The sequence below is a fragment of the Actinacidiphila sp. bgisy145 genome (assembly GCF_057708125.1).
This window is the reverse complement of the sequence record NZ_JBYIRL010000062.1, coordinates 20,477-38,877: the sequence shown is the minus strand read 5'-3', so window position 1 is coordinate 38,877 and position 18,401 is coordinate 20,477. Positions and strand designations below refer to the sequence as shown.

Sequence of the window (18,401 nt, the reverse complement as noted above, 5' to 3'; positions counted from 1 at the left end):
CCCCCCCCCCCCCCCCCCCCCCCCCCCCCCCCCCACGTCGTTCGAGGGTTGCAGTTTGGGTTGCGGTTGCCGTGATCACACGGCGGGAGACTGCCGGTCCGGGCGGGTCCAGGGCAGTCCGTTGATCTTGTCAGCGGTGTTCTTGAAGAGCAGGCGCGGTCGGCTAGCAGAGCCATATATTCGCTGATGCGAGTCGCCGACGTCACTATGCCCACCGGCATCACCACCCGCCCGCGAGACGAACGCGGGTACCCCGTGCCGGCGATCACTCCCTGGGAGGACGGAACCCCTCAGTTCGCGAGCACCAGCGTGGGTCGGGTGTTTCTTTGCGTCGCGGAGCGTCGATGCACGGTCTGCGGTCGGGAGATGAAGCCTGGGCCGGTCTGGCGGGTCGTCGATGGAGACGAAGCGGAGATGATCGATGCCGTCCTCAGCGTCGGTAAGGAGTTCCTCAACAACGCTCCTACGGCTGAGGCCCTTGGCCACCGGACGTGCATGATCTACGCCGCTATGGTGTGCCCTTTCCTGAGCAGCCCGGAAGGCCGCCGAGGCGAGGCTTCGAACATGTACGGGGCCGATATCCCGAAGGGCGACGCTCGAGGTATCGGAGGCGCGGTCGTTGCTTACAACGACTACGAGTTCAAGCAGACCCACGCCGGGCAAGGGGTCGTCTACGGTGCACCGATCGCGATCATCAACTACAACCGCGCCGAAGATCTGCAGGACGAGCTCACGGCGGCCCTGACCAACGACGAGACAGGTGCGGGGCGGAGCCCAGCCTGGCTAGGGGAAGACGAGCAGCTCCTGGAGTCCGCCCTCCGTAGAGCCATGCTCACTCCAGCAGAGAAGCAGGTTCTGGCCGCACGGAAGCGTGCAGAGCAGATCAAGAAACGGCAGCAGAAGCAAGTGAAGGCATCCCGCAAGAAGAACCGGTAGCAATCGCCGCTTTACGCCAGCAGGCATGCTGCATCTCCGGCAGGCGAGGTCGAGTCTCGAAACCGCGCGGTCTCAGGGGACCCCCGCCGTTCGCCGACGAGGGTCCCCTGAGGTCCGCGGTTTGCTGTCCAGATCAGACGGCGGGAGGCCGCTGGTCCGGGCGGGTCCAGAGCAGTCCGCCGACCTTGTCCGCCGTGTCCTTCAGGACCCGGCTGGTGAGATGTTGGTAGCGGCGGCGCAGGCGGGCCGACTGGCCGGGTTCCCAGCCCATGATCGCGTCGACGACGGTGTCGGGGACGCCGAGGATCAGGAGGATAGTCCCCGCGGTGTGGCGTGCGTCGTGCAGTCGGCCGTCCCGCAGGCCGGCTGCCTCCAGCAGTTCCTTCCACTTGTGGTGGTCAGTGTTGGGGTTGAGCGGCTCTCCGGTCGGCGAGGTGAAGACGTACCCCTTCTCGACCCACAGGTCGCGGGCAATGGTGCGCTCCCGGTCCTGTTCGTCGCGGTGCTCAACAAGGAGCTTCATCAGCTCATCGGGGACGCCGACGGGCCGCCGTCCGGCTCGGGACTTGGTCTCCTTCGTCTCGCGCCGGACGTTGATCTTCTGCGGGCAATAGCCGGGCTTGCGACCGCACGTGTCGCCGCAACCGTGCTGGTAACGGGGCCGCAGCCGACCGCGGTGGACGACGAGCACCCCGTGGTCGAAGTCGACGTCCGTCCACTTGAGGCCGAGCACCTCGCCCTGCCGGAGGCCCAAGGCCAGGGCGATGACCCACCGCGCCGCGTTCCGGTGGCGGTTGGCCACCTCCAGCAGGAGCTGGACCTCCTCGATCGTGTAGGGCACGACCTCTTCCTCTTCCAGGCGCGGGGCCTTGGCGATGGTGGCCGGGTTCTCGGTCAGGTGGCGGCGGCGCCTGGCCTCGTTGAGGGCGGCGCGCACGGTCCGGTGAACCTGGTGGGCGGTCCCGGCCGAACTACCGTTGGCCTGCATCTTCTTGTAGAAGCGCTCCAGGTGCTCAGGCTCCAGCTTCGCCAGGCGGTGTGCGCCCAGGCCGGGTATGAGGTGGTGATAGACGGCGACGCGGTAGCCGTCGATGGTGTTCTCGGAGACGTGCAGGGCCGCGATGTTCTCGACCCAGTGGGTCAGCCAGGACTCGACCGTCCAGGTCTGGCCGGCCTTGCGGACACGGCCCGCGTCGCGCTCCTTCTCCAGCGCGCGGACGGCCTTGGTGGTGTCGGCGCGGGTCTTGCGCTTGACGTGGCGGCGGTCGGGCTTGCCGTCGTCCTTGACGCCGACGGTGACGTAGCCGTGCCAGTTGCCGTCCTTGCCGAGGTAGATGGATGAGGCGCCGTTGGGCTGTCGGGACTTGGTCATGACAGCCCTTTCAAGCCGCGAGGGCGACGGTCGAACGGGCGGGCTGCGTGCGGGCTGCGACGTACTCGTTCAGCGCCTCGGCCGGGATACGGCGCAGGCGGCCTATGGTCACGGACGGGATCTCACCGGAGGCGAGGAGCGCGTACATCGTGGTCCGGCCGACGCTCAGGCGCCGGGCGGCTTCCTCGACGGTGAGCGCGACCAGCGTGGGGTCGTACGCAGTCGATGTGCTGGCGTGCAGCATGCGCAGAAGGTCTTGCTGGCCGACGCCGAGTGCGTCCGCCAGCAAGGCGATGGGCGTGGGTGTTGCAGGCATGGGGTTCCTTTCGGCGGCGCGGGGCAACGCGCTGCCGTGCTGACTGGTGGGATGGGCGGTGGATGAAGCGATCCCGCGTGGGTGGCCCCTGGGCGTTGGTAGCGCCGAGGACCGGTCCGGGTGTGCAGCAAGGCTGGGCCGATGGGAACGGCTGTTTGCCTGGCGGGCACGGGCGGGCGGCCGAGTGAGGCCGTGGCAGTGGGAGGTGACCTCCTACTGGCCTTCGGACGCTCCTCTGCGCAGCGGGTCCCAGGTCGAGTTGGGGGCGGGGTACCACTCGGGGCCGGTGTCCTGGCTGACGTTCACGCCCTGGGCGGCGAGGCGGTCGGCGATCTCGTCGTACTCGCGCTCGGCCTCCTCGAGTCGGGCTCTGGCGCCCTGCTCGATGTCGTGGGCGGTCTTCCACTCCTGCTCGGCCTTCTGGACGCGGTAGCCGGCCTCCTGCAGTTCGTAGTCCGGCTCGTCCGGGCCGGCGACGGCCTCGGTCATGAAGTGGGCGGCGGGGACGCTGAGGGCCTTGGCCAGGCCGACGACCTCGTCGAAGCGCAGCAGGCGGGTGCCGTTCTCGATCTTGGCGATCTGGGTCTGGTGGAACTTGAACCCGAGCTGGGTCATGCGCTCGGCCAGGTCTTCCTGGGACAGGCGTGCGGCCTTCCGTAGGACCTTCATGTTGTGCGCCACCAGGGCCTCGCCCTCCAGGGGCGTGTAGCGGTGCGCGTGCGGACTGGACATGTGGACCTCCCTTCGACCCGGTCTCGACGCGCCGGGATGGAATAAAACGATACCGCATGATGAATCCATGCTGCAAGCGGTTGGAACTTTCGTTATGGGATCGTGACCATCTCCGACCAGCCAACATGCTGGAATCGCATGCTCCAAGAATGCCAGAAGCGCTTGACTGGTGGGCGGGTGCCGTGATACGAATGTTCTAATCCCGCATTAAGATCCTAACCTGAAGGAGGTTGACCGTCGAGGCCGACGCCGCACAGCACAAAGCCCCCGGCGCTACCAACACCGGGGGCCTGACGGAAACCACGCCACCGCCCATCCCAGGACAGTCAGCCAGCGGCGGACCGGGTTGCCCCCCGGAACCCGCCGAGCAAGGAGTCTCCGTGAACGAGGGTACTGCCTCCAGCCCCGGCCCCGCAGCCCCAAGCCCGATCCCACCGGTCGGCACCTGGCCGCCCGTCACACAGCCAGGCGGCGCCCACCGGCCACCCCAACCCGACGCCGTATCCCCGCTCCCCGCCCCCGTCCAGGCGCCCGCACCGGACGGGCTGGAGGAGCCGACCGGGCCGCCAGAGATCCCCGACGTCCCGGCGCCCGAGGGCGACGAGCTGCTCAGGCGGCTGCGGGCGCTGATCGCCAGGTTCGTGGTTCTGCCCTCCGAGGCGGCGCTGGACGCGGCCACGCTGTGGGTCGCGGCGTCCCATCTGCAGGGTGCCTGGCAGCACGCCCCGCGCCTGGCGGTCGTGGGACCGGCCAAGCGGTGCGGCAAGTCCCGCCTGCTCGATGTCCTCGCTGAGACCGTCCACAGCCCGGTCCTGACCGTGAACTCCACCCCGGCGGCGGTCTTCCGCTCCATCACCGAGGAGCCGCCCACCCTCCTGGTAGACGAGGCCGACACGATCTTCGGCAGCCCGAAGATGGCCGAGAAGAACGAGGAGATGCGCGGTCTGCTCAACGCCGGGCACCAGCGCGACCGCTACGTCCTGCGCGTGGTGGGCAACGACCACACCCCGCACCGGTTCCACACCTTCGCCATGGCGGCCATCGCGGGCATCGGCGACCTCCCCGACACGATCATGGACCGCTCCATCGTGATCCGGATGCGCCGCCGGGCCGAAGGCGAACGCGTCTCGCCCTACCGCACCAAGCGCGACAGCCCCGCCCTGCGCGCCATGCGCACGGAACTCGCGCGCTGGGCCAAGCCCCTGGCCGACCAGGCGCTGCATCTGGAACCGCAGATGCCGGTCGAAGACCGCGCCGCCGACACCTGGGAGCCGCTGGTCATCGTCGCCGACCTCGCGGGCGGTACCTGGCCTCGCCGGGCTCGGCAGGCATGCACACGCCTGGTCACCGCCGAGGCCGAGTCCGAGGACGACCAGCCCAGCGGTGCGCGGATCCTGGCGGACATCCGCCGGATCTTCCACGCCGCTGGCGACCCCGACAGCATCTCTACCGACCAGCTCCTGTTCGCCCTCAACGGCGACCCGGAAGCTCCCTGGGGCGAATGGGGGCGAGGCGGCCTGACCCCGCGCGGACTCGCCAGCATGCTGCGCGAGTTCGGCATCTCGTCGGGCAACGTCCGCATGGGCGACGGCACCCAGCGCAAGGGCTACATGCGCAACAAGTTCGCCGACGCCTGGCGCCGCTACTGCCCCACTGTCCACCCCCTCGGCCCCGCCCCGAGACAGGGCACCCCACGCTGACCCGCCACCCGCAGGACGCATCGCAGCCGTCCCTGCGTTAAGGCCGCGGACTGCCGCACGGTGTTCAGAAACTGAGCAGACCGCTGTTCAGCCGCTGAGCAAGGTGCCTGTTCAGCCACGGAACAGGCACCGCACCACGCGCGTGAGCGGCACGCCAGACCGTGACGGCAGACAGGTCCGTCTCGTGCCGTCCCAACCGTCCCTGCCGCATAACCGCAGCTCAGGGCGCCTTCCGTCGAGACGGCTCAGCGTCCTAAGACGGAACCGGTTCCGTACCGGTACGGCAGCAGCCCCTACCCGCGACGGCACGCACCCGCCGGGTATGCCCCTGCCGTACTCGCCCTGACCTGCGGTTGCAACGGCCAAGACGCCAAGACGGATCTTCCAGCCCACCCCTCGCCCGTAAGGACGTCCTCCCGCATGCCCACCACCCCCACCGGCGCGCACCCCGCCGCCACGGGTACCTTCGCCCGCACCACGATCACCGTCGTGATGGCGGTCATCGCCGCGCTCGCCTTCGTGTTCTCCTTCGGCAACGTCTGGGCCCTGGCCCTGCGACTCGGCGTGCCCCGCCCGATCGCACCCCTGATAGCCCCGATGGTCGACCTGTCTGTCGTCGGCCTCCTCGTCGCCCTCCACCACCTCGCCGCCCACGGCACCGACCCCGCCCACCTGCGCCCCGCCACCCGCCTCATGCACCTGTGCGGCCTGCTCACCCTCGCCCTCAACACCGCCCAGCCCCTACTCGCCAGGCACTACGGCCGCGCCGCCATCGACACCGTCGCCCCCACACTCCTGCTCGGCTGGGGAACCGTCGGACCCACCCTCCTCCACCACCTCCACCCACCACCCCAACCGACACAGCAGCACCAGCCGACCACGGCACCAGTGGTCGCCGCCACTTCGCCAGCCCAACGGGCCCCGGCCCCGGCAACCACCCCAGCCCAGCCTTCGCCACCCATCGCGCGAACCCGGCCGGGGAGCACCGCACCCACCACCCCGGGCAAACGCACCGGACGACCACCGGCAGCAACCATGGACCAACTGCTGGGCATAGCCCGCCCCGCCGTCACCGACCACGGCGTCAGCACCGCCGTGGTCAAGAAGGCCCTGAAGGACGCCGGCACACCGGTCGGCAGCGCCCGCTTCACCACGCTGATGCAGCACCTCAGGGACGAACACGCCACCACCGCAGGTGTTCCGCAGCCAGAGCCGGAGCCAGCACGAGACCACCCTGCCGACGGCTGACCCGAGGAACCGTATCGCCGGTCGTCCGTCTGTACCGGCCTCACCCAGGCGGGCGGGTGACCGCGCCCACCGCTACCTGATCCGGATGTGCGGATCTCCCCAACCCTGGGACTTCCGCACATCCGGCTCCGATCCCTACACCCCGAAAGCGGTTCGGCCAAACCGCCAACCCTCCGCACCATGGCCACCGATGCCCGCCCCGTCATCCGCCACACCAAGAACCCGCCGCTGGAGAGCACCGTGAAATGCAACCCCAACCTCAGCCAGGACACCGGGGAAAGCAGTAAGCCCGCAGGCAAGTCCCGAAAACTCGCCGGCCTGTGGGGGCGAGCCGTCACCAACGCGGGTCCGGACGGAGCAAGTTGTGCGATCGGACACTCCCCCGCGGGGGGAGCGCCCGGTACGCGGTCCTGCGCCCCGGGGGTGGCGCAGGAGTCCGGCCGCCAGGGGGCGGCCGGTGCGGGGTGCGGGGCCGAGGGCTGCCCCGCACCAGGGACAAGCGCGACGCGTGCGCGTTCGCAGCGCCGTACCCGTGCGCGTCAGAACAAGCAGCGCGCCGCCGTCAGCGTCCGCCTGAGCACCACCGAACGTGCCTCGGTGAAGGCTGCCGCCGACCATGTCGGTGCGAGCCTGGCGAAGTTCATGGCGAACGCCTCGCTCGCCGCCGCACAAGACATCGACCGTGTCGCGGCGAACCTCCTGGACCTACGCGGCACCATCCGCGAACTCGTCGCCGCCCGCACCGACCTGGCCCGCATCGGCAACAACGTCAACCAGATCGCCCGCGCCTTCAACTCCGGCGCCGACCCCATCGGCGCCGAGGCCGCTCTCGCCGATGTCCGCCGCGCAGCCGCCCGACTGGAGGCCGCCGCCCAGACCCTGGCCGAGCGCGCGTGATCCCCTCCATCCACAAGGCGGGCTCGAACACCGCGGGGGCGATCGGCTACCTCTACCGCACCGGCCGCGGCCACGAAGCCCACACCGACCCCCACCTCGTCGCCTCCCTCGACGGGCTGGCCCCCGACCCCGCACGCGACCCGAACGCCACGTTCAAGCACCTCGCCGACTACCTCGACCTGCCCGTCCAAGCCATCGACCCCGCCGAACGCCCCGCCCAACACGTCTGGCACTGCTCGGTGCGCGCCGCCCCCGAAGACCCCCACCTCACCGACGCCCAGTGGGCGAACATCGCCCGCCGCATGGTCCACGCCACCGGCATCGCACCCGAAGGCGACGACGCCGCCTGCCGGTGGATCGCCGTCCGCCACGCCGACGACCACATCCACATCCTCGCCACCAAGGTCCGCCAAGACGGCACCAAACCCCACGACGCCTACTCCTACAAACGCGCCCAGACCGAAGCCCGCCGCATCGAAGCCGACTACGGACTGCGCCGCGTCACCCCCGGCGACGGCACAGCCGCCAAACGCCCCACACGCGCCGAAACCGAGAAGGCCCACCGCACCGGCCGCGCCCGCACCCCGCGCGAGCAGCTCCGTACGATCGCGCGGACCGTCGTCGCGGTGTCCACCAGCCCCGAGGAATACCTGCACCTGCTGGCCGGCAGCGGAGTCCACGTCGAGGTGCTCCGCTTCCCGTCCGGGGACATCCGCGGCTACAAGGTCGCCCTCGACGGAGACACCAACGCCGCCGGCGAGCCCATCTGGTTCTCGGGCTCCACCCTGGCCCCCGACCTGTCCTACCCCCAGATCCGCGAACGCCTCACCACCACCGAACCCACCGCCACCGTCGGCCCAGGCATCCGCCGCACCGACCCGTGGCACCAGGCCACCGCCGCCACCGCACGCATCCCCCACCACCTCGCCGGCACCAACGACGCAGCCTCCCAAGCCCACATCGCCGCCTTCGCCGAAGCCCTCGACGCCCTCCCCCTCACCGCACCGGTGAACCTGCGACCCCAACTCCGGCAAGCCGCCCTCGCGTTCGAGCGCGCCAGCCGCTCCCGTATCGCCGCCGAGCACCAGCACGCCCGCGCCCTGCGAGGAGCCATCCGCGCCATCGCCCGCCAGCCCTCAACCGGCGACGGCACCGGCCTGGTGATGTTCCTCGACGCCGCGATCCTCGCCGTGATCGCCATCCAGCGCTGGCACTCCGCCCGCCACCACGACCAGCAAGTCACCGCCGCCCACCAGGCCCTTGCACACCTGCAAGCCGCCTACGACCACGCCGCAGCGGCACGGCTGACCGCCCTCACCCACCGCACCGTCGAACGCTGGAACCACCTCATCCACCAGGCCGTCCCCGCCCACGCCGAACAGATCCTCGCCGACCCCGCCTGGCCGGCCCTGGCCATCACCCTCACCGACGCCGAAACCGCCGGCCACGACCCCACCCGACTCCTCCAACTGGCCGCCGACCAGCGCGCCCTCACCGACGCCCGCTCCCCCGCCCACGTCCTCATCTGGCGCCTCCACCGCCTCGCCCAACGTCCAGCGCCGAGCCCGCGGGCTCGAGCGGCAATGGCCCGCAGCACCCCCGTGTCCCACCGAACCCCGCCCACACCCAGCACGACGCCAACTCCCACCGGCACGAACGACATCAACCACCAGCACCGGCGTCGTTGAGCCCGCGCTTGCGTTCCAGGACCACCAGGGGGCAGTTCAACGCCGCAGCGATCTTGAGCAGGTTGGCGGGTGTGGCGTTGCGCCAGCCCGACTCGATCTCCCCCATGAGCTGCTCGGAGATCCCCACCCGCCCGGCCAGGGCCCGCTTGGTCAGCCCTGCCCTCTCACGGGCCCACGTGACGGCCTCCGGCTCCTGGCCCAGCCTTCTGGGCCGAGCCCGAGCACGTGACGGCATGCCTGCTCCCAGGTGATCGATCGCGGACCCATGCACAGCCGGTCTGCCGTGCGGAACAGGATCACGGGACGGGCTGGCCGGCGATGGCCAGGCCGAGGACGAGTCCACAGGCGAGGGCCAGGAGCGCGATCAGCGCGATGCCGGTCCAACCGGCGATGAGGACCATCTTCCAGTGGCGGATCACGGCAGCTCAGCCTTGCTCGGGCTGCTCGCGGGGGCCGTGGGGTGACGAGCGGCCCAGTCCTCGCGAGCGGCGATCAGGCCGGGGAGGACAGTGTCCTCGAAGTAGTCGGCCTGAGTGCGGATCTGGGCGGCGAAGCGCGCCAGGTCAGCGGGGGCCAGGCCCTCGAAATCCCACGCGTCGACGACCGTCAGCGAGGCGGTGGGGACCCGTTCGTGCGGCTGCTGGCTGTAGGGGTGGCAGGCGATCTGAGCAGCGAACATCACGCTGGTCGACTCGCGGAAGCGGGTGCCGCTGATGTCGATGTCGAGGGTGGCGAGCGGCAGGACCGGGTCGACGGGCAGCATCGTGAAGTGGGCGTAGCCGCGCAGGTAGTCCACCGCCTGGTCCAACGTCATACCGGTCTGGCTGGGGTCGTCCTCGGACCAGTCGGGCTGGTGGCCGGTCAGGGTGATGCCCTCAACCGTGGTGATCGTCCAGGTGGTCGGTGGGGTCGGTTCCGGCGGCCGTGCGGTGGGCTCGGGGGAGATGGTGGTGGGCTTGGTGAGCAGGATCGTGGGGCTCATGGCCAGTGGCTCCTGGGTGGAGTGGCGGTGGTTGGTCAGCGGGTGCTGGTGCGCAGGGTGTGGAGGTGTTCGATGGTCTGGGCGGGGGTGAGGGCGAGGTCGCGCAGTTCGTCGTACTGCCGACTGAGGTGCTCGATGTCGTCGGGGTCGTCGGTGATCTGGTCGGTAAGGGTGCCGTGCACGTACGCGAGGGTGGCGCCGACGCGGAAGGACAGCAGCTGAAGCGAGCCGCGCAGGTCGTGGGGACCGGCGTGGAGGGGGAGGAGTTGGAGGGTGACCGCGGGCTCGTGTGCCGTGGCGATGAGGTGGTCGAGTTGGCCGTCCCAGGTCGCCTTGTTGCGGGCGCCGCGGTGCAGGACCAGTTCGTCGAGGACGGCCCGGTAGCGGACCGGATGAGGCACGGTCGCGGTGAGGCGGGCCTGCCGCTCGCGGAGCACGTTGAGCTGCCCGGCCAACACCTCCGGTGACTGCGGGTGGGTGGTGGCGAGGTGCTCTTCGGCGTAAGCAGGGGTTTGGAGCAGAGCAGGGATGGTGGTGAGGGCGTATGCGCGGATGCTGGTCGCGGCCGCTTCCAGGGCGGTGAGTCCGCTGGCCGCGCGTTTGGCTTCGCGTTTGGCCAGGTGCCAGAGCCCGGCGAGCAGGTCGCCGGTGCTGTAGAAGCGGTCGAGGGTTTCGGCGACGCGCATGTTGCCCAGCCGCCCACCGGTCTCCAGGCGGTGGAGGTAGGACTGCTCGTAATGGCACCGGTCGGCCAACTCGACCAAGGACAGACCGGCCTTCGCCCGCAGGAACGCAAGGTGATGGGCGTACAGGGCACGAGCGCTCACCTGCCCGGAGGCGATCGCAGCCCGGAAAGCGGCGAGCCGATCACCGCTGGTCGTCACGGAGTCCACGACGGACGTCGTGTCGGTGCTCACGGGCGCGCTCCCGCACTGTGGTGGGCGGTCCACTCGGCGCGGACGGTGTTGAGCTGGGGAATGACGACACCGTCGAGCCGGTCGGCGACCGCGCGCAGGCCCTTGACGATCTCGGCCAGCCCCGTCGGGTCGAGGTCGGTCATCCAGTACTCCCCGGCGACCCTCACCGTGACAACCGGGACAGCCAGCTCGGGAACCGGGGCGTAGGGCGTGCAGGTGATGCTGGAGGACATGACCTCCAACTCCTCGGGCCCGTTCGTCGTGTTGCCGGGCGAGTACGCCCGCAGGACCTGGCCGGGGAACTCCCTGTAGTGGCAGACGTCCGCCAGCCGCACGGCCAACTCCTCCGCTGGCACGTCGGATTCGCTCGGGTCCTCGGCGGCCCAGGCCGGCAGGTAGCCGGAGACCTTCTCACCGGTGGTCGTAGCGATCAGCCACTTCAGCGCCGAGCTGGTCGTCGCGTCGGGTTCGGTGGCGGGTAAGGCGGCGGGCGAAGGGACCGTGGGCTTCATCGTGCGGGTTCTTCCTGTTCGTGGTGGGGCGGTGGAAACGGGTGGCGGCGTCGAGCACGCGTCCGTCGGGCGGCCGGTCCTGCTCGGCGAGGAGCGGGCCGAAGGCCGTAAGGAGCGCGGGCGGCAGGACCGGGTCGGCCAACTCCCAGCTGTGCGCGCCGAGATGCCCGGCGAACTCGCTGCACGCCTCACCACCATCGGAGGTGGCGACCGGGCAGTCGGGCAGCAGGACGGCGAGGTAGGGCTCGACGTCGTCGCGCCAGGCCGCCCAGACGGTGCCGGCGTCCGGACCGTGCAGGTTCAGCACCTCTCCGTGGTGAACCGGCCCGCAGTGGGCCTGGAGCGTGCAAACCAGCAGCCTGCCAACATCGTCGGGGCTGTACACCAGCCCGTCCCAGGCCGGAGGCACGCTGTTGGCCACGCCCAGGGCCGCAGTGACGAGGCGGGGCGGCACGAAGGTGCGTCGGCCGCAGGTGAGGCCGCGCGGGTGACGGCTGGGCATCCGGATCGACTCCTTCGTCGGATCGCTGCACACGGGAGTTGGGTGGGGCCCGCTCCGGCCACGGGCAGGTGCCGCGAGTCCGTCACGCCCGTGGGGAGTTGGGGGCGTGGATGCCTGCTTGACTCGGCATGGCCGGAGCGGGGAAGGACCGCTCCAGTGGCGAGGGGTGCCCGCTGCCGCATGCACGGGGACGGGAGTGCGTACGGCGACGTGGGTGACGCCTGCGGGCGTGCCGCTGGAGCGGAGCAAAGGGGGGTGCCTACCGCGGGTGCGTGTCGTGCGCAGCGGCGGTAGCCACCCATGAGCGCCGTCGCAGATTCTCCAGAGCCGCGCGGTACCTGCCGTTCGGCCCGAGCCGATGCACCGCGCGAACGCGCTCACGGAAGTCGGTGCCCCACTTCCTGTGCCGCTCGGTGACGGCCTGCCCAGGGACGTGACCGGTCGTGGGCGACCCGGCTTCGAGACGCAGAGCGGCCCAGACGACCTTCCCCGGACCATCCACGCGGGGGTAGAAGCCCCACGCTCCGTCGGACAGCCCGGCAACCAACCGCAATCCACGGCCCGTCTCGACGTCTTCGGATGCGGGGCGCACGACCGGGGCCTGGTCACTGCCGTCATGAACCGCGACGTACAGAGCACCGGCCGCGACCCGCAGATCGAGGAGGAGCGAAGGCTCGCCAGCCGCCCTCACCCCCGGGACGAGACATGCACCCGCATGCCGCACCGCGTTCGTCGCCAACTCCGAGACAACGGTCAAGGCGTCATCCACCATGCCCTCGGCCAATGCCCACTCGGCGAACTTCCGCGAAGCGTCGGCCCGTACACCGCGAATCGCCGACGGCTCGCAGCGGAAACGCACGCGGTACCGCTCGGTGGACGGTGGCCGGATCTGCACGTGCAGCTTCGACCGGAAGCCGGGGTAGCGGAACTGAGAGGGCATGACGTGCTCCTTCGGAACGCGTGACCGTGGCACCGCAACGCCCCCGTCACGCAGGAGCGCGGCGCTGAGTCGATGGTTGCCGAGCAGCGATCACGCAATCAGGCCACGGTGATTACCCAACGTGGGTAATGTCGTGAAGCAATCGGGAGAGGGGGTGACAGCCGTGCCCGAGAAGCAACCAGGCTTTCCCGCCACCGCCTTGGCAGACCCGCAGATGCAAAAAGCATGCAGGGAACGCGACTTCGGCCTGATCTTCCGGCTCGCGAAGGCACGCGCCGGCATCTACCCGTCCCGCATCGCCTCGCTGTGCGGGATGACCCCGAGCCGGGTCGGCGAGATCATGTCCGGGCAGCGCCGCCTCGCCCACATCGACGTCATCGAGCGGGTCGCCGACGGCCTCCGCATCCCCGGAGCGATGTTGGGCCTCGCCCACCGCCCCTGGGAGCTGCCGCCCAACGCTTCGATGCCCGTCCGCGAAGCCGACCCCGCCCCGCCCGTTTCCACGCCGGCGGCCAGACACGCCCCGGACCGCGCGGACCTAGACGACCTCCTCACCGCCGTCGAAGGACCCGTCACGCGCTCCTCGCTCATGGCCATGCAGTCGTCGATCGAGGACTACTGGCGCAGGGACGACCAGCACGGCGGCGCATCGCTGCGCCCCGCGGTCGTCGGCCACCTGCGGTACGTGACCAGCCGGTTGCACCACACCCCCGCAGGTCCCTTGGCCGACGACCTTCGCGCCCTTGCCGCCGAGTTGGCCCGTATGGCCGGCTGGGCGTACTTCGACGCACGGCAGTACGGCACCGCCCGCACCTACTTCCGCCAGGCGCTCGACCTCGCGCGCGAGACGGGCGACGCCTCCTTCACCGCGAACGTCCTCTCGTGCCTGAGCCTGCAAGCGACCTACGAGAACAGGGAGACCGACGCAGTCGCGCTGGCCTCGGCCGCACAGGACGTCGCACGGCGAGGGACCACGTCGCGACTCGTCGTCTCCATGCTCGCCATGCGCGAAGCGTTCGCCCACGCCGCACTCCGCGACGCTGCCGCCTGCCACGACGCCCTCCGCCGCGCCAACGACGCCTTCGCCGCAGCGGAACCGCCCACCGAAGCACCTGCCTGGGTGCGCTACTTCGACGAGACCAAGCTCATCGTCGACACCGGCATCGCACTCGGCCAACTCGGCGAGGCGAGCCGCGCGGAGTCCCTCATCACCGAGGGACTGCGGCGCGAACGCGTCGACCAGCAGCGCGGACGGGCGTTCCACACCGTCTGGCTCGCCGACGTCCAACTCCAGCAGGGCAAGCTCGACGCCGCGGTCGCTTCCGCCACGGCAGCACTCGACCTGACCGCGACCCTCGACTCACCCCGCGTGGCCGGGCACCTGCGCGAATTCCACACCCGGCTCGCACCGTTCGCACGCGAGCCGGCCGTCCTGGGCTTCGAGGACCGCATGCGCTCAGCCCTCACGTGACGATCAGACGCCCGCGCTGTCCAGCAGCAGGTGCAGCAGGCCAACGAGGCTGCCGCTGCTCACGATCTCCCGGCGGTCGATCATCCCCCGGATGTCCTTCAACGGAATCCACTCGATCCGGTCAGACTCGTTCTGCTCCGTGGGCGGCCCCGCGTACGTAGCCCCATCCGCCCGGAACACGTAGTGCTCGGAGTCCGTGATCCCGTTCGCCGGCTGTGCGTACACCAGCGGCTTCATCGACTCCACCCGCCAGCCGGTCTCCTCCAACACCTCACGCGCCGCCGCCTCTTCCGGCGACTCGTCCGCCTCGATCAACCCCATCGGCAGCTCCCAAGCCCACGTATCCGTGATGAACCGATGCCGCCACATCATCAACACCCGCTGCTGCTCATCCACCACCGCAGCGACCGCCAAATGCCGCATCCGCACGACATGGTGCTCCCACCGGCGCCCATCAGGCTGCTGCACATCGACCAACCACAGGTTGACCCACGGGTTGCCGTAGATCTGCCGCTCACCATGCACCTGCCACCGCATCCCGCCAACTCCCCACCTCGTCGCCCGGCTTCCAGGATGACACCTACAACATGACCACGGGCGAAAACGATCATCAGGGGAGTATCTCCCCAATGGGCGCGGGGGGGGGGGAGGAATGCTTGGTGATGTGATACCTCTACCGTGTATCCCGGCGAGAACGAGTAGTCGCACAATCGGTCGAAGACCGTAGTGCAGCGTCGGCATCGTGCCAGCGCGCGCTATCCCGTGATCATGCCGGTGACCAAGGGGAAGATTCAGAACGGGCCCAACCTGGAGAGGCGCTGATCGGTCGGCTCAGCCTCTCCCCCAGCGCCAGGAGCGTGTTGGCCTGTGGCACCGTCACCCAGGGGTCCGGCGAGTCCCGGCCGCCCGTCCCGGCCGGAGGCACGTCGCGGAACCGGGCGATGAGCATCTCACGGCCCGTACTCGCGTTGTCGGCAAGATCTGCGAAACATAGCAGGTCGTCGCCGACGGAAGGACGGACCGCATGCGCCTACTGGATGATCTGCAGCAGTCTCTCGCCAGGCGGTACCGGCAGGTGGTCAACTCAAGGCGGCAGAACTTCGGCAGCGAGGTCAAGTACACCGCTGCCTGGATCGGAAAGCAGCCGCTCCTCGCTGCGATCATCGCCGAAGCTCGTCAGGTCGAAGAGCCGCCGGCCCAGGAGGACTGGCTGAGCCAGTGCCAGAACGAAGACGGCATCGTCTGGCCGACGCAGACCGAGGAAGGCCGGGCCGTACTCGCCTGGGACCTGCTGAGCGGCCTTCAGCCCGACCAGGCGGAAAACCTGGCCGTTCAAATCTGCGGCCGGACGACCAGGCATATCGACGACATGATCCAGCAGTTCGCCGACCAGGCGTTCACTCCGCTGTTCGTGTGGCTCTCCGAGCAGTTGCAGAACCGCAGCAGCGTCGTCGCCGCCCTGCGCCGCTACGTCTACCTCACCGAGCGGTTCAACCGCGTCGCTCTCAACACCCAGTACCTGGAAAGGACCTCGACCGGCGAGGAGCTGTACAACGACGACCTGCAGAAGTTCCTGTTCCAGGACGCCCACTACGTCACCTACGCCAAGCCCCGCTCCACCACCGGGGAGCCCGACCTGGTCGGTGAACTCGAAGGTGAGGACCCGATCGTGCTGGACGGCAAGCTGTTCAAGGGAGACGTCGCCTACGTCGCCAAGGGCGTTAGGCAGGTGTACGAGTACGCCGTGGACTACGGGAAGCACGTCGCTTACCTGGTCGTCTTCAACCTTACGGACAACCGGACTCTGGTGGTCAACGGCGACGGCCCGGCCGATTCCTGGCCGCCGTTCTTCGACCTGGCCGGAGTCCGGGTATACGTCGTAGTCGTCCGGGCATTCCCGCCGACGACCACTGCGAGCAAAATGGGCCCGCTGAAGACCACCACGCTCCGCCCGGGTGACGTGCAGAAAGCCATGGAGGAGAACTGAGCCGCCACTCGTCATCCGGATGCCGGTACCGCCGTCACAGCAGCAGCCGATGTGTGGGCCTCCGGCGGGCCGTCGAAGGGCTTCGCCAGAGACTCACTCACCTGTCTTCAACATGATCCGGGCTCGGTCACCCATCGACGAGTTGCAGAAATCCTGATCCGTCATCGAGCGGGGCATCGTCCTCATCCGCTTCGGTGGACGAAAGAGTGAGGCGGGGGCGCGTCATAGTGGCCGTGGCATAGACCTGATCGGCCAGTTCCAGGGGGAGGCCGGACCTGGCAACGATGTCATCGAAGGTCACTCCGGTGTCCTCGCAGAGGCGAACGGCGGACTCGAGAAGCAGCGGGGACTCGCGGGGCCCTAGGTCGCAGGGTTCCGGATCCCCATGCTGAGAGAGCGTCATCATCGCTCTCTTGTAGGTCGTCTCGCGAAACACGCCGACAGCGTGCGCGCGGTAGACGATGGCCTTGAGCGAGGTTCCCCATCGCCGCTTGAGGGCATAGAGCTTCTCCCAGTCCAAACGGCGGGGCAGCTCATCGACGATCTCGGCGCTGGGCATGAGGAACTCGGCCGCGAAGTCGTGGGCCTGGTTCTCAACGATTCGGCTGCCCGGCTCGGCATCCAGATGCATGATCAGGTGCCCCGCCTCGTGGGCGACATCGAAGCGGGAGCGAGGCCGGTCGTTCTTCAACGGATTGCGGAAGACCAGCGGACGACTGCCGTACCAGTGGGAGAAGGCGTCGACCCGTTCGGACACCGGGGGCAACTCCATGATCACCACGCCGTGTGATTCCAGCAGGCGCGTCATGTGCGGCACAGGCCCCTGGTGCAAGCCGAGTACGGCTCGGGCCTGTTGTGCAATGGACGCGACGTCCGAGCGCTGCGGATCTGCGGGCAGCGGAAGCCGGGGAAGGGACACGGCGGGGAGTTCCACGTACTTCTCGACCGTGGTCACCAGTTGCCAGGCGATCTTCCCGAAGGCCAGGGCTTGATCCCGCTGCAGCTGAGTCGTGGCACGCAGACTCCGGAAGTGGGCAGCACTCGGCATGGCGGGATGCGGATGGCCGCCGGCGAAGAATGCGGCGGGAACCCCGAGCGCCATCGCCAGGTGCGCAACCACGCTCGCGGAAGGGCGGCTCTGGCTGAGCTCGTACTGGCTGACCGCTGCCGGTGTCAGTCCGACCAGCTTGGCCAGTTCGTTCTTGCGCAGACCGCGCAGCTGGCGGGCCGTCGTGAGGGATTCAGGGTCGAAGGCGCGGGAAGCAAATTCAGCCTCTCTTTGCCGCTGGCGTTGGCGAGTTGTGGACATCGTGGATTCTCAGTCTTCTTCGCGGTACGTCTTCGGCTGCTCGTCCGGATCCTTCGGACGGCGCTTCAGGTCGATCTTGGACTCGTCGAGATCGGTGAAATTCGGTTGCGTCTTGGAGTCGTCCGAGGAGGGAAGCCCTTCGTCGTCTCGGGCCTGCTCGAACGCTTCGGTGAGCAGCGACCGCTCCTCCTCCAGCGCCGGCCGCGCGGCGGCCCCGGCACGTTCCTCGCCCACGTCGAGCTGCCCGCCGGTCTCGGCACTAGTCCTGGGGGCCGGCAACGCGGCGTGCAGGCCGTTGTGGAGTTCGGCTGTTCCGTCGAGCCAGGGCGAGCCTCCGGCGCGGTTGTCGCGGGGAAGCCCGATCTCGATCACGCAGCCGCCGGTCTCCGGATCGCCCGTGTGCATGATCCGGACGTGGCCCTGCATGATCGTCGCCTCGAAGGCTGAGTCCCACTCGGACGCCTCGCCGAGGACGAGTTGTACGCCTGCGGAGCTGTTGGCGACCGCGCCGCGAAGCCGCGGACCGCTGCCGTCCCAGCGGATCTTCTCCAGCTTGGCGGGGATCTTGTCCGAGGCGGTGAGAGGGAACTTGTAGAACCGCACCACCCAGCGCCCGGAAGTGATCTCGATGGCGCCGCCTGCGACAGTACGGGCCGGGATGCCCGCCTGGACCAGGCGCAAGCGCGCCAGGTTGGAGATGTTGCGCCAGGTGAGCTGCCCGAAGGTGCCCAAGTCGTCGCCGTGCGCGGGCTCGTAGCGGTCTGCGTTGGTCTCGTACACCAGCTTGGTGACGTCTTCGATGATGCTCAGCACCCCGTCGCGACGGAGGTCCTTCATGGCCTGCTCGAGAGTCATGTCCACGGAGCGAGCATAGCAGCAGGCCGCATTTTCT

Annotated in this window: 20 protein-coding genes; 7 read left to right on the top strand and 13 right to left on the bottom strand. The window is 69.4% G+C overall.

All coding sequences use genetic code 11. The features are described from left to right. The first annotated feature begins 414 nt into the window (after window positions 1-414). Window positions 415-936 (top strand): hypothetical protein, encoded by a 522-nt coding sequence (locus tag AC3ERT_RS34580; protein WP_435178965.1) that lies wholly within the window; start codon window positions 415-417, stop codon window positions 934-936. 133 nt (window positions 937-1,069) lie between these two features. On the opposite strand, the gene AC3ERT_RS34575 is transcribed toward AC3ERT_RS34580, so the two are convergent. The 3 genes from AC3ERT_RS34575 to AC3ERT_RS34565 all read right to left on the bottom strand — a co-directional run bounded on the left by AC3ERT_RS34575 (window position 1,070) and on the right by AC3ERT_RS34565 (window position 3,356). Next, the gene (locus AC3ERT_RS34575) at window positions 1,070-2,308 is read right to left on the bottom strand and encodes a tyrosine-type recombinase/integrase (protein ID WP_435178963.1); all 1,239 of its coding nucleotides are present in this window, start codon (window positions 2,306-2,308) and stop codon (window positions 1,070-1,072) included. A 10-nt stretch (window positions 2,309-2,318) separates the two neighbouring features. Beyond that, on the bottom strand, window positions 2,319-2,624 hold the full coding sequence (locus AC3ERT_RS34570; RefSeq protein WP_435178961.1) for a helix-turn-helix domain-containing protein: 306 nt from the start codon (window positions 2,622-2,624) through the stop codon (window positions 2,319-2,321). 213 nt (window positions 2,625-2,837) lie between these two features. After that, window positions 2,838-3,356 (bottom strand): helix-turn-helix domain-containing protein, encoded by a 519-nt coding sequence (locus AC3ERT_RS34565; RefSeq protein WP_435178959.1) that lies wholly within the window; start codon window positions 3,354-3,356, stop codon window positions 2,838-2,840. Between the two features lie 380 nt (window positions 3,357-3,736). Between AC3ERT_RS34565 and AC3ERT_RS34560 the strand changes: the two genes are divergently transcribed. The 4 genes from AC3ERT_RS34560 to AC3ERT_RS34545 all read left to right on the top strand — a co-directional run bounded on the left by AC3ERT_RS34560 (window position 3,737) and on the right by AC3ERT_RS34545 (window position 8,889). Beyond that, window positions 3,737-5,056, top strand: coding sequence for a DUF3631 domain-containing protein (locus AC3ERT_RS34560; protein WP_435178957.1), 1,320 nt, complete (start codon window positions 3,737-3,739; stop codon window positions 5,054-5,056). A gap of 420 nt (window positions 5,057-5,476) precedes the next feature. Further along, a complete protein-coding gene (locus AC3ERT_RS34555) occupies window positions 5,477-6,304 on the top strand; it encodes a DUF2637 domain-containing protein (protein WP_435178955.1) in 828 nt (275 codons plus the stop codon). A 180-nt stretch (window positions 6,305-6,484) separates the two neighbouring features. Next, window positions 6,485-7,201, top strand: a complete 717-nt coding sequence (mobC, locus tag AC3ERT_RS34550; RefSeq protein WP_435178953.1) for a plasmid mobilization relaxosome protein MobC — start codon at window positions 6,485-6,487, stop codon at window positions 7,199-7,201. After that, on the top strand, window positions 7,198-8,889 hold the full coding sequence (locus AC3ERT_RS34545; protein WP_435178951.1) for a relaxase/mobilization nuclease domain-containing protein: 1,692 nt from the start codon (window positions 7,198-7,200) through the stop codon (window positions 8,887-8,889). Before mobC ends, AC3ERT_RS34545 begins: the two co-directional genes overlap by 4 nt. Here the strand turns inward: AC3ERT_RS34545 and AC3ERT_RS34540 are convergent. From AC3ERT_RS34540 to AC3ERT_RS34510, 7 genes are all read right to left on the bottom strand, one after another. Next, window positions 8,864-9,124, bottom strand: a complete 261-nt coding sequence (locus AC3ERT_RS34540; protein ID WP_435178949.1) for a helix-turn-helix domain-containing protein — start codon at window positions 9,122-9,124, stop codon at window positions 8,864-8,866. The genes AC3ERT_RS34545 and AC3ERT_RS34540 overlap by 26 nt on opposite strands. 61 nt (window positions 9,125-9,185) lie before the next feature. Beyond that, window positions 9,186-9,308 carry a hypothetical protein gene (locus AC3ERT_RS34535; protein WP_435178947.1) on the bottom strand — a complete coding sequence of 41 codons (123 nt, stop codon included), beginning with the start codon at window positions 9,306-9,308 and terminating at the stop codon, window positions 9,186-9,188. Then, entirely contained in the window at window positions 9,305-9,871 is a 567-nt protein-coding gene (locus AC3ERT_RS34530) for a DUF6907 domain-containing protein (protein WP_435178945.1), read from the bottom strand. Before AC3ERT_RS34530 ends, AC3ERT_RS34535 begins: the two co-directional genes overlap by 4 nt. A gap of 35 nt (window positions 9,872-9,906) precedes the next feature. Next, on the bottom strand, window positions 9,907-10,788 hold the full coding sequence (locus tag AC3ERT_RS34525; RefSeq protein WP_435178943.1) for a helix-turn-helix domain-containing protein: 882 nt from the start codon (window positions 10,786-10,788) through the stop codon (window positions 9,907-9,909). After that, window positions 10,785-11,300 carry a DUF6907 domain-containing protein gene (locus AC3ERT_RS34520; protein ID WP_435178941.1) on the bottom strand — a complete coding sequence of 172 codons (516 nt, stop codon included), beginning with the start codon at window positions 11,298-11,300 and terminating at the stop codon, window positions 10,785-10,787. Before AC3ERT_RS34520 ends, AC3ERT_RS34525 begins: the two co-directional genes overlap by 4 nt. After that, complete coding sequence (locus tag AC3ERT_RS34515; RefSeq protein ID WP_435178939.1) at window positions 11,200-11,802, bottom strand: hypothetical protein; 603 nt, start codon at window positions 11,800-11,802, stop codon at window positions 11,200-11,202. The genes AC3ERT_RS34520 and AC3ERT_RS34515 overlap by 101 nt, the downstream gene beginning before the upstream one ends. A 259-nt stretch (window positions 11,803-12,061) precedes the next feature. Then, window positions 12,062-12,742 (bottom strand): ATP-binding protein, encoded by a 681-nt coding sequence (locus AC3ERT_RS34510; RefSeq protein ID WP_435178937.1) that lies wholly within the window; start codon window positions 12,740-12,742, stop codon window positions 12,062-12,064. Between the two features lie 214 nt (window positions 12,743-12,956). Here AC3ERT_RS34510 and AC3ERT_RS34505 point away from each other — a divergent pair, with 214 nt between their 5' ends. Continuing rightward, complete coding sequence (locus AC3ERT_RS34505) at window positions 12,957-14,213, top strand: NsdA family TPR-like regulatory protein (RefSeq protein WP_435178969.1); 1,257 nt, start codon at window positions 12,957-12,959, stop codon at window positions 14,211-14,213. A 3-nt stretch (window positions 14,214-14,216) separates the two neighbouring features. Here the strand turns inward: AC3ERT_RS34505 and AC3ERT_RS34500 are convergent, their stop codons facing one another. Next, entirely contained in the window at window positions 14,217-14,750 is a 534-nt protein-coding gene (locus AC3ERT_RS34500) for an NUDIX hydrolase (RefSeq protein WP_435178936.1), read from the bottom strand. A gap of 487 nt (window positions 14,751-15,237) precedes the next feature. Here AC3ERT_RS34500 and AC3ERT_RS34495 point away from each other — a divergent pair, with 487 nt between their 5' ends. After that, window positions 15,238-16,200, top strand: coding sequence for a hypothetical protein (locus tag AC3ERT_RS34495; RefSeq protein WP_435178935.1), 963 nt, complete (start codon window positions 15,238-15,240; stop codon window positions 16,198-16,200). Between the two features lie 127 nt (window positions 16,201-16,327). Here AC3ERT_RS34495 and AC3ERT_RS34490 read toward each other — a convergent pair whose 3' ends face one another. Further along, the gene (locus tag AC3ERT_RS34490) at window positions 16,328-17,509 is read right to left on the bottom strand and encodes a helix-turn-helix domain-containing protein (RefSeq protein WP_435178933.1); all 1,182 of its coding nucleotides are present in this window, start codon (window positions 17,507-17,509) and stop codon (window positions 16,328-16,330) included. 9 nt (window positions 17,510-17,518) lie between these two features. Continuing rightward, on the bottom strand, window positions 17,519-18,370 hold the full coding sequence (locus AC3ERT_RS34485) for a hypothetical protein (protein WP_435178931.1): 852 nt from the start codon (window positions 18,368-18,370) through the stop codon (window positions 17,519-17,521). Window positions 18,371-18,401: the final 31 nt, after the last annotated feature.

Bases quoted from the DNA above. Each gene is read 5' to 3' on its own strand.
- AC3ERT_RS34580 (WP_435178965.1), top strand. From the start codon at position 415: ATGATCGATGCCGTCCTCAGCGTCGGTAAGGAGTTCCTCAACAACGCT.
- AC3ERT_RS34575 (WP_435178963.1), bottom strand. From the start codon at position 2,308: ATGACCAAGTCCCGACAGCCCAACGGCGCCTCATCCATCTACCTCGGC.
- AC3ERT_RS34570 (WP_435178961.1), bottom strand. From the start codon at position 2,624: ATGCCTGCAACACCCACGCCCATCGCCTTGCTGGCGGACGCACTCGGC.
- AC3ERT_RS34565 (WP_435178959.1), bottom strand. From the start codon at position 3,356: ATGTCCAGTCCGCACGCGCACCGCTACACGCCCCTGGAGGGCGAGGCC.
- AC3ERT_RS34555 (WP_435178955.1), top strand. From the start codon at position 5,477: ATGCCCACCACCCCCACCGGCGCGCACCCCGCCGCCACGGGTACCTTC.
- mobC (WP_435178953.1), top strand. From the start codon at position 6,485: ATGGCCACCGATGCCCGCCCCGTCATCCGCCACACCAAGAACCCGCCG.
- AC3ERT_RS34540 (WP_435178949.1), bottom strand. From the start codon at position 9,124: ATGCCGTCACGTGCTCGGGCTCGGCCCAGAAGGCTGGGCCAGGAGCCG.
- AC3ERT_RS34530 (WP_435178945.1), bottom strand. From the start codon at position 9,871: ATGAGCCCCACGATCCTGCTCACCAAGCCCACCACCATCTCCCCCGAG.
- AC3ERT_RS34520 (WP_435178941.1), bottom strand. From the start codon at position 11,300: ATGAAGCCCACGGTCCCTTCGCCCGCCGCCTTACCCGCCACCGAACCC.
- AC3ERT_RS34515 (WP_435178939.1), bottom strand. From the start codon at position 11,802: ATGCCCAGCCGTCACCCGCGCGGCCTCACCTGCGGCCGACGCACCTTC.
- AC3ERT_RS34510 (WP_435178937.1), bottom strand. From the start codon at position 12,742: ATGCCCTCTCAGTTCCGCTACCCCGGCTTCCGGTCGAAGCTGCACGTG.
- AC3ERT_RS34505 (WP_435178969.1), top strand. From the start codon at position 12,957: ATGCAAAAAGCATGCAGGGAACGCGACTTCGGCCTGATCTTCCGGCTC.
- AC3ERT_RS34500 (WP_435178936.1), bottom strand. From the start codon at position 14,750: ATGCGGTGGCAGGTGCATGGTGAGCGGCAGATCTACGGCAACCCGTGG.
- AC3ERT_RS34495 (WP_435178935.1), top strand. From the start codon at position 15,238: ATGCGCCTACTGGATGATCTGCAGCAGTCTCTCGCCAGGCGGTACCGG.
- AC3ERT_RS34490 (WP_435178933.1), bottom strand. From the start codon at position 17,509: ATGTCCACAACTCGCCAACGCCAGCGGCAAAGAGAGGCTGAATTTGCT.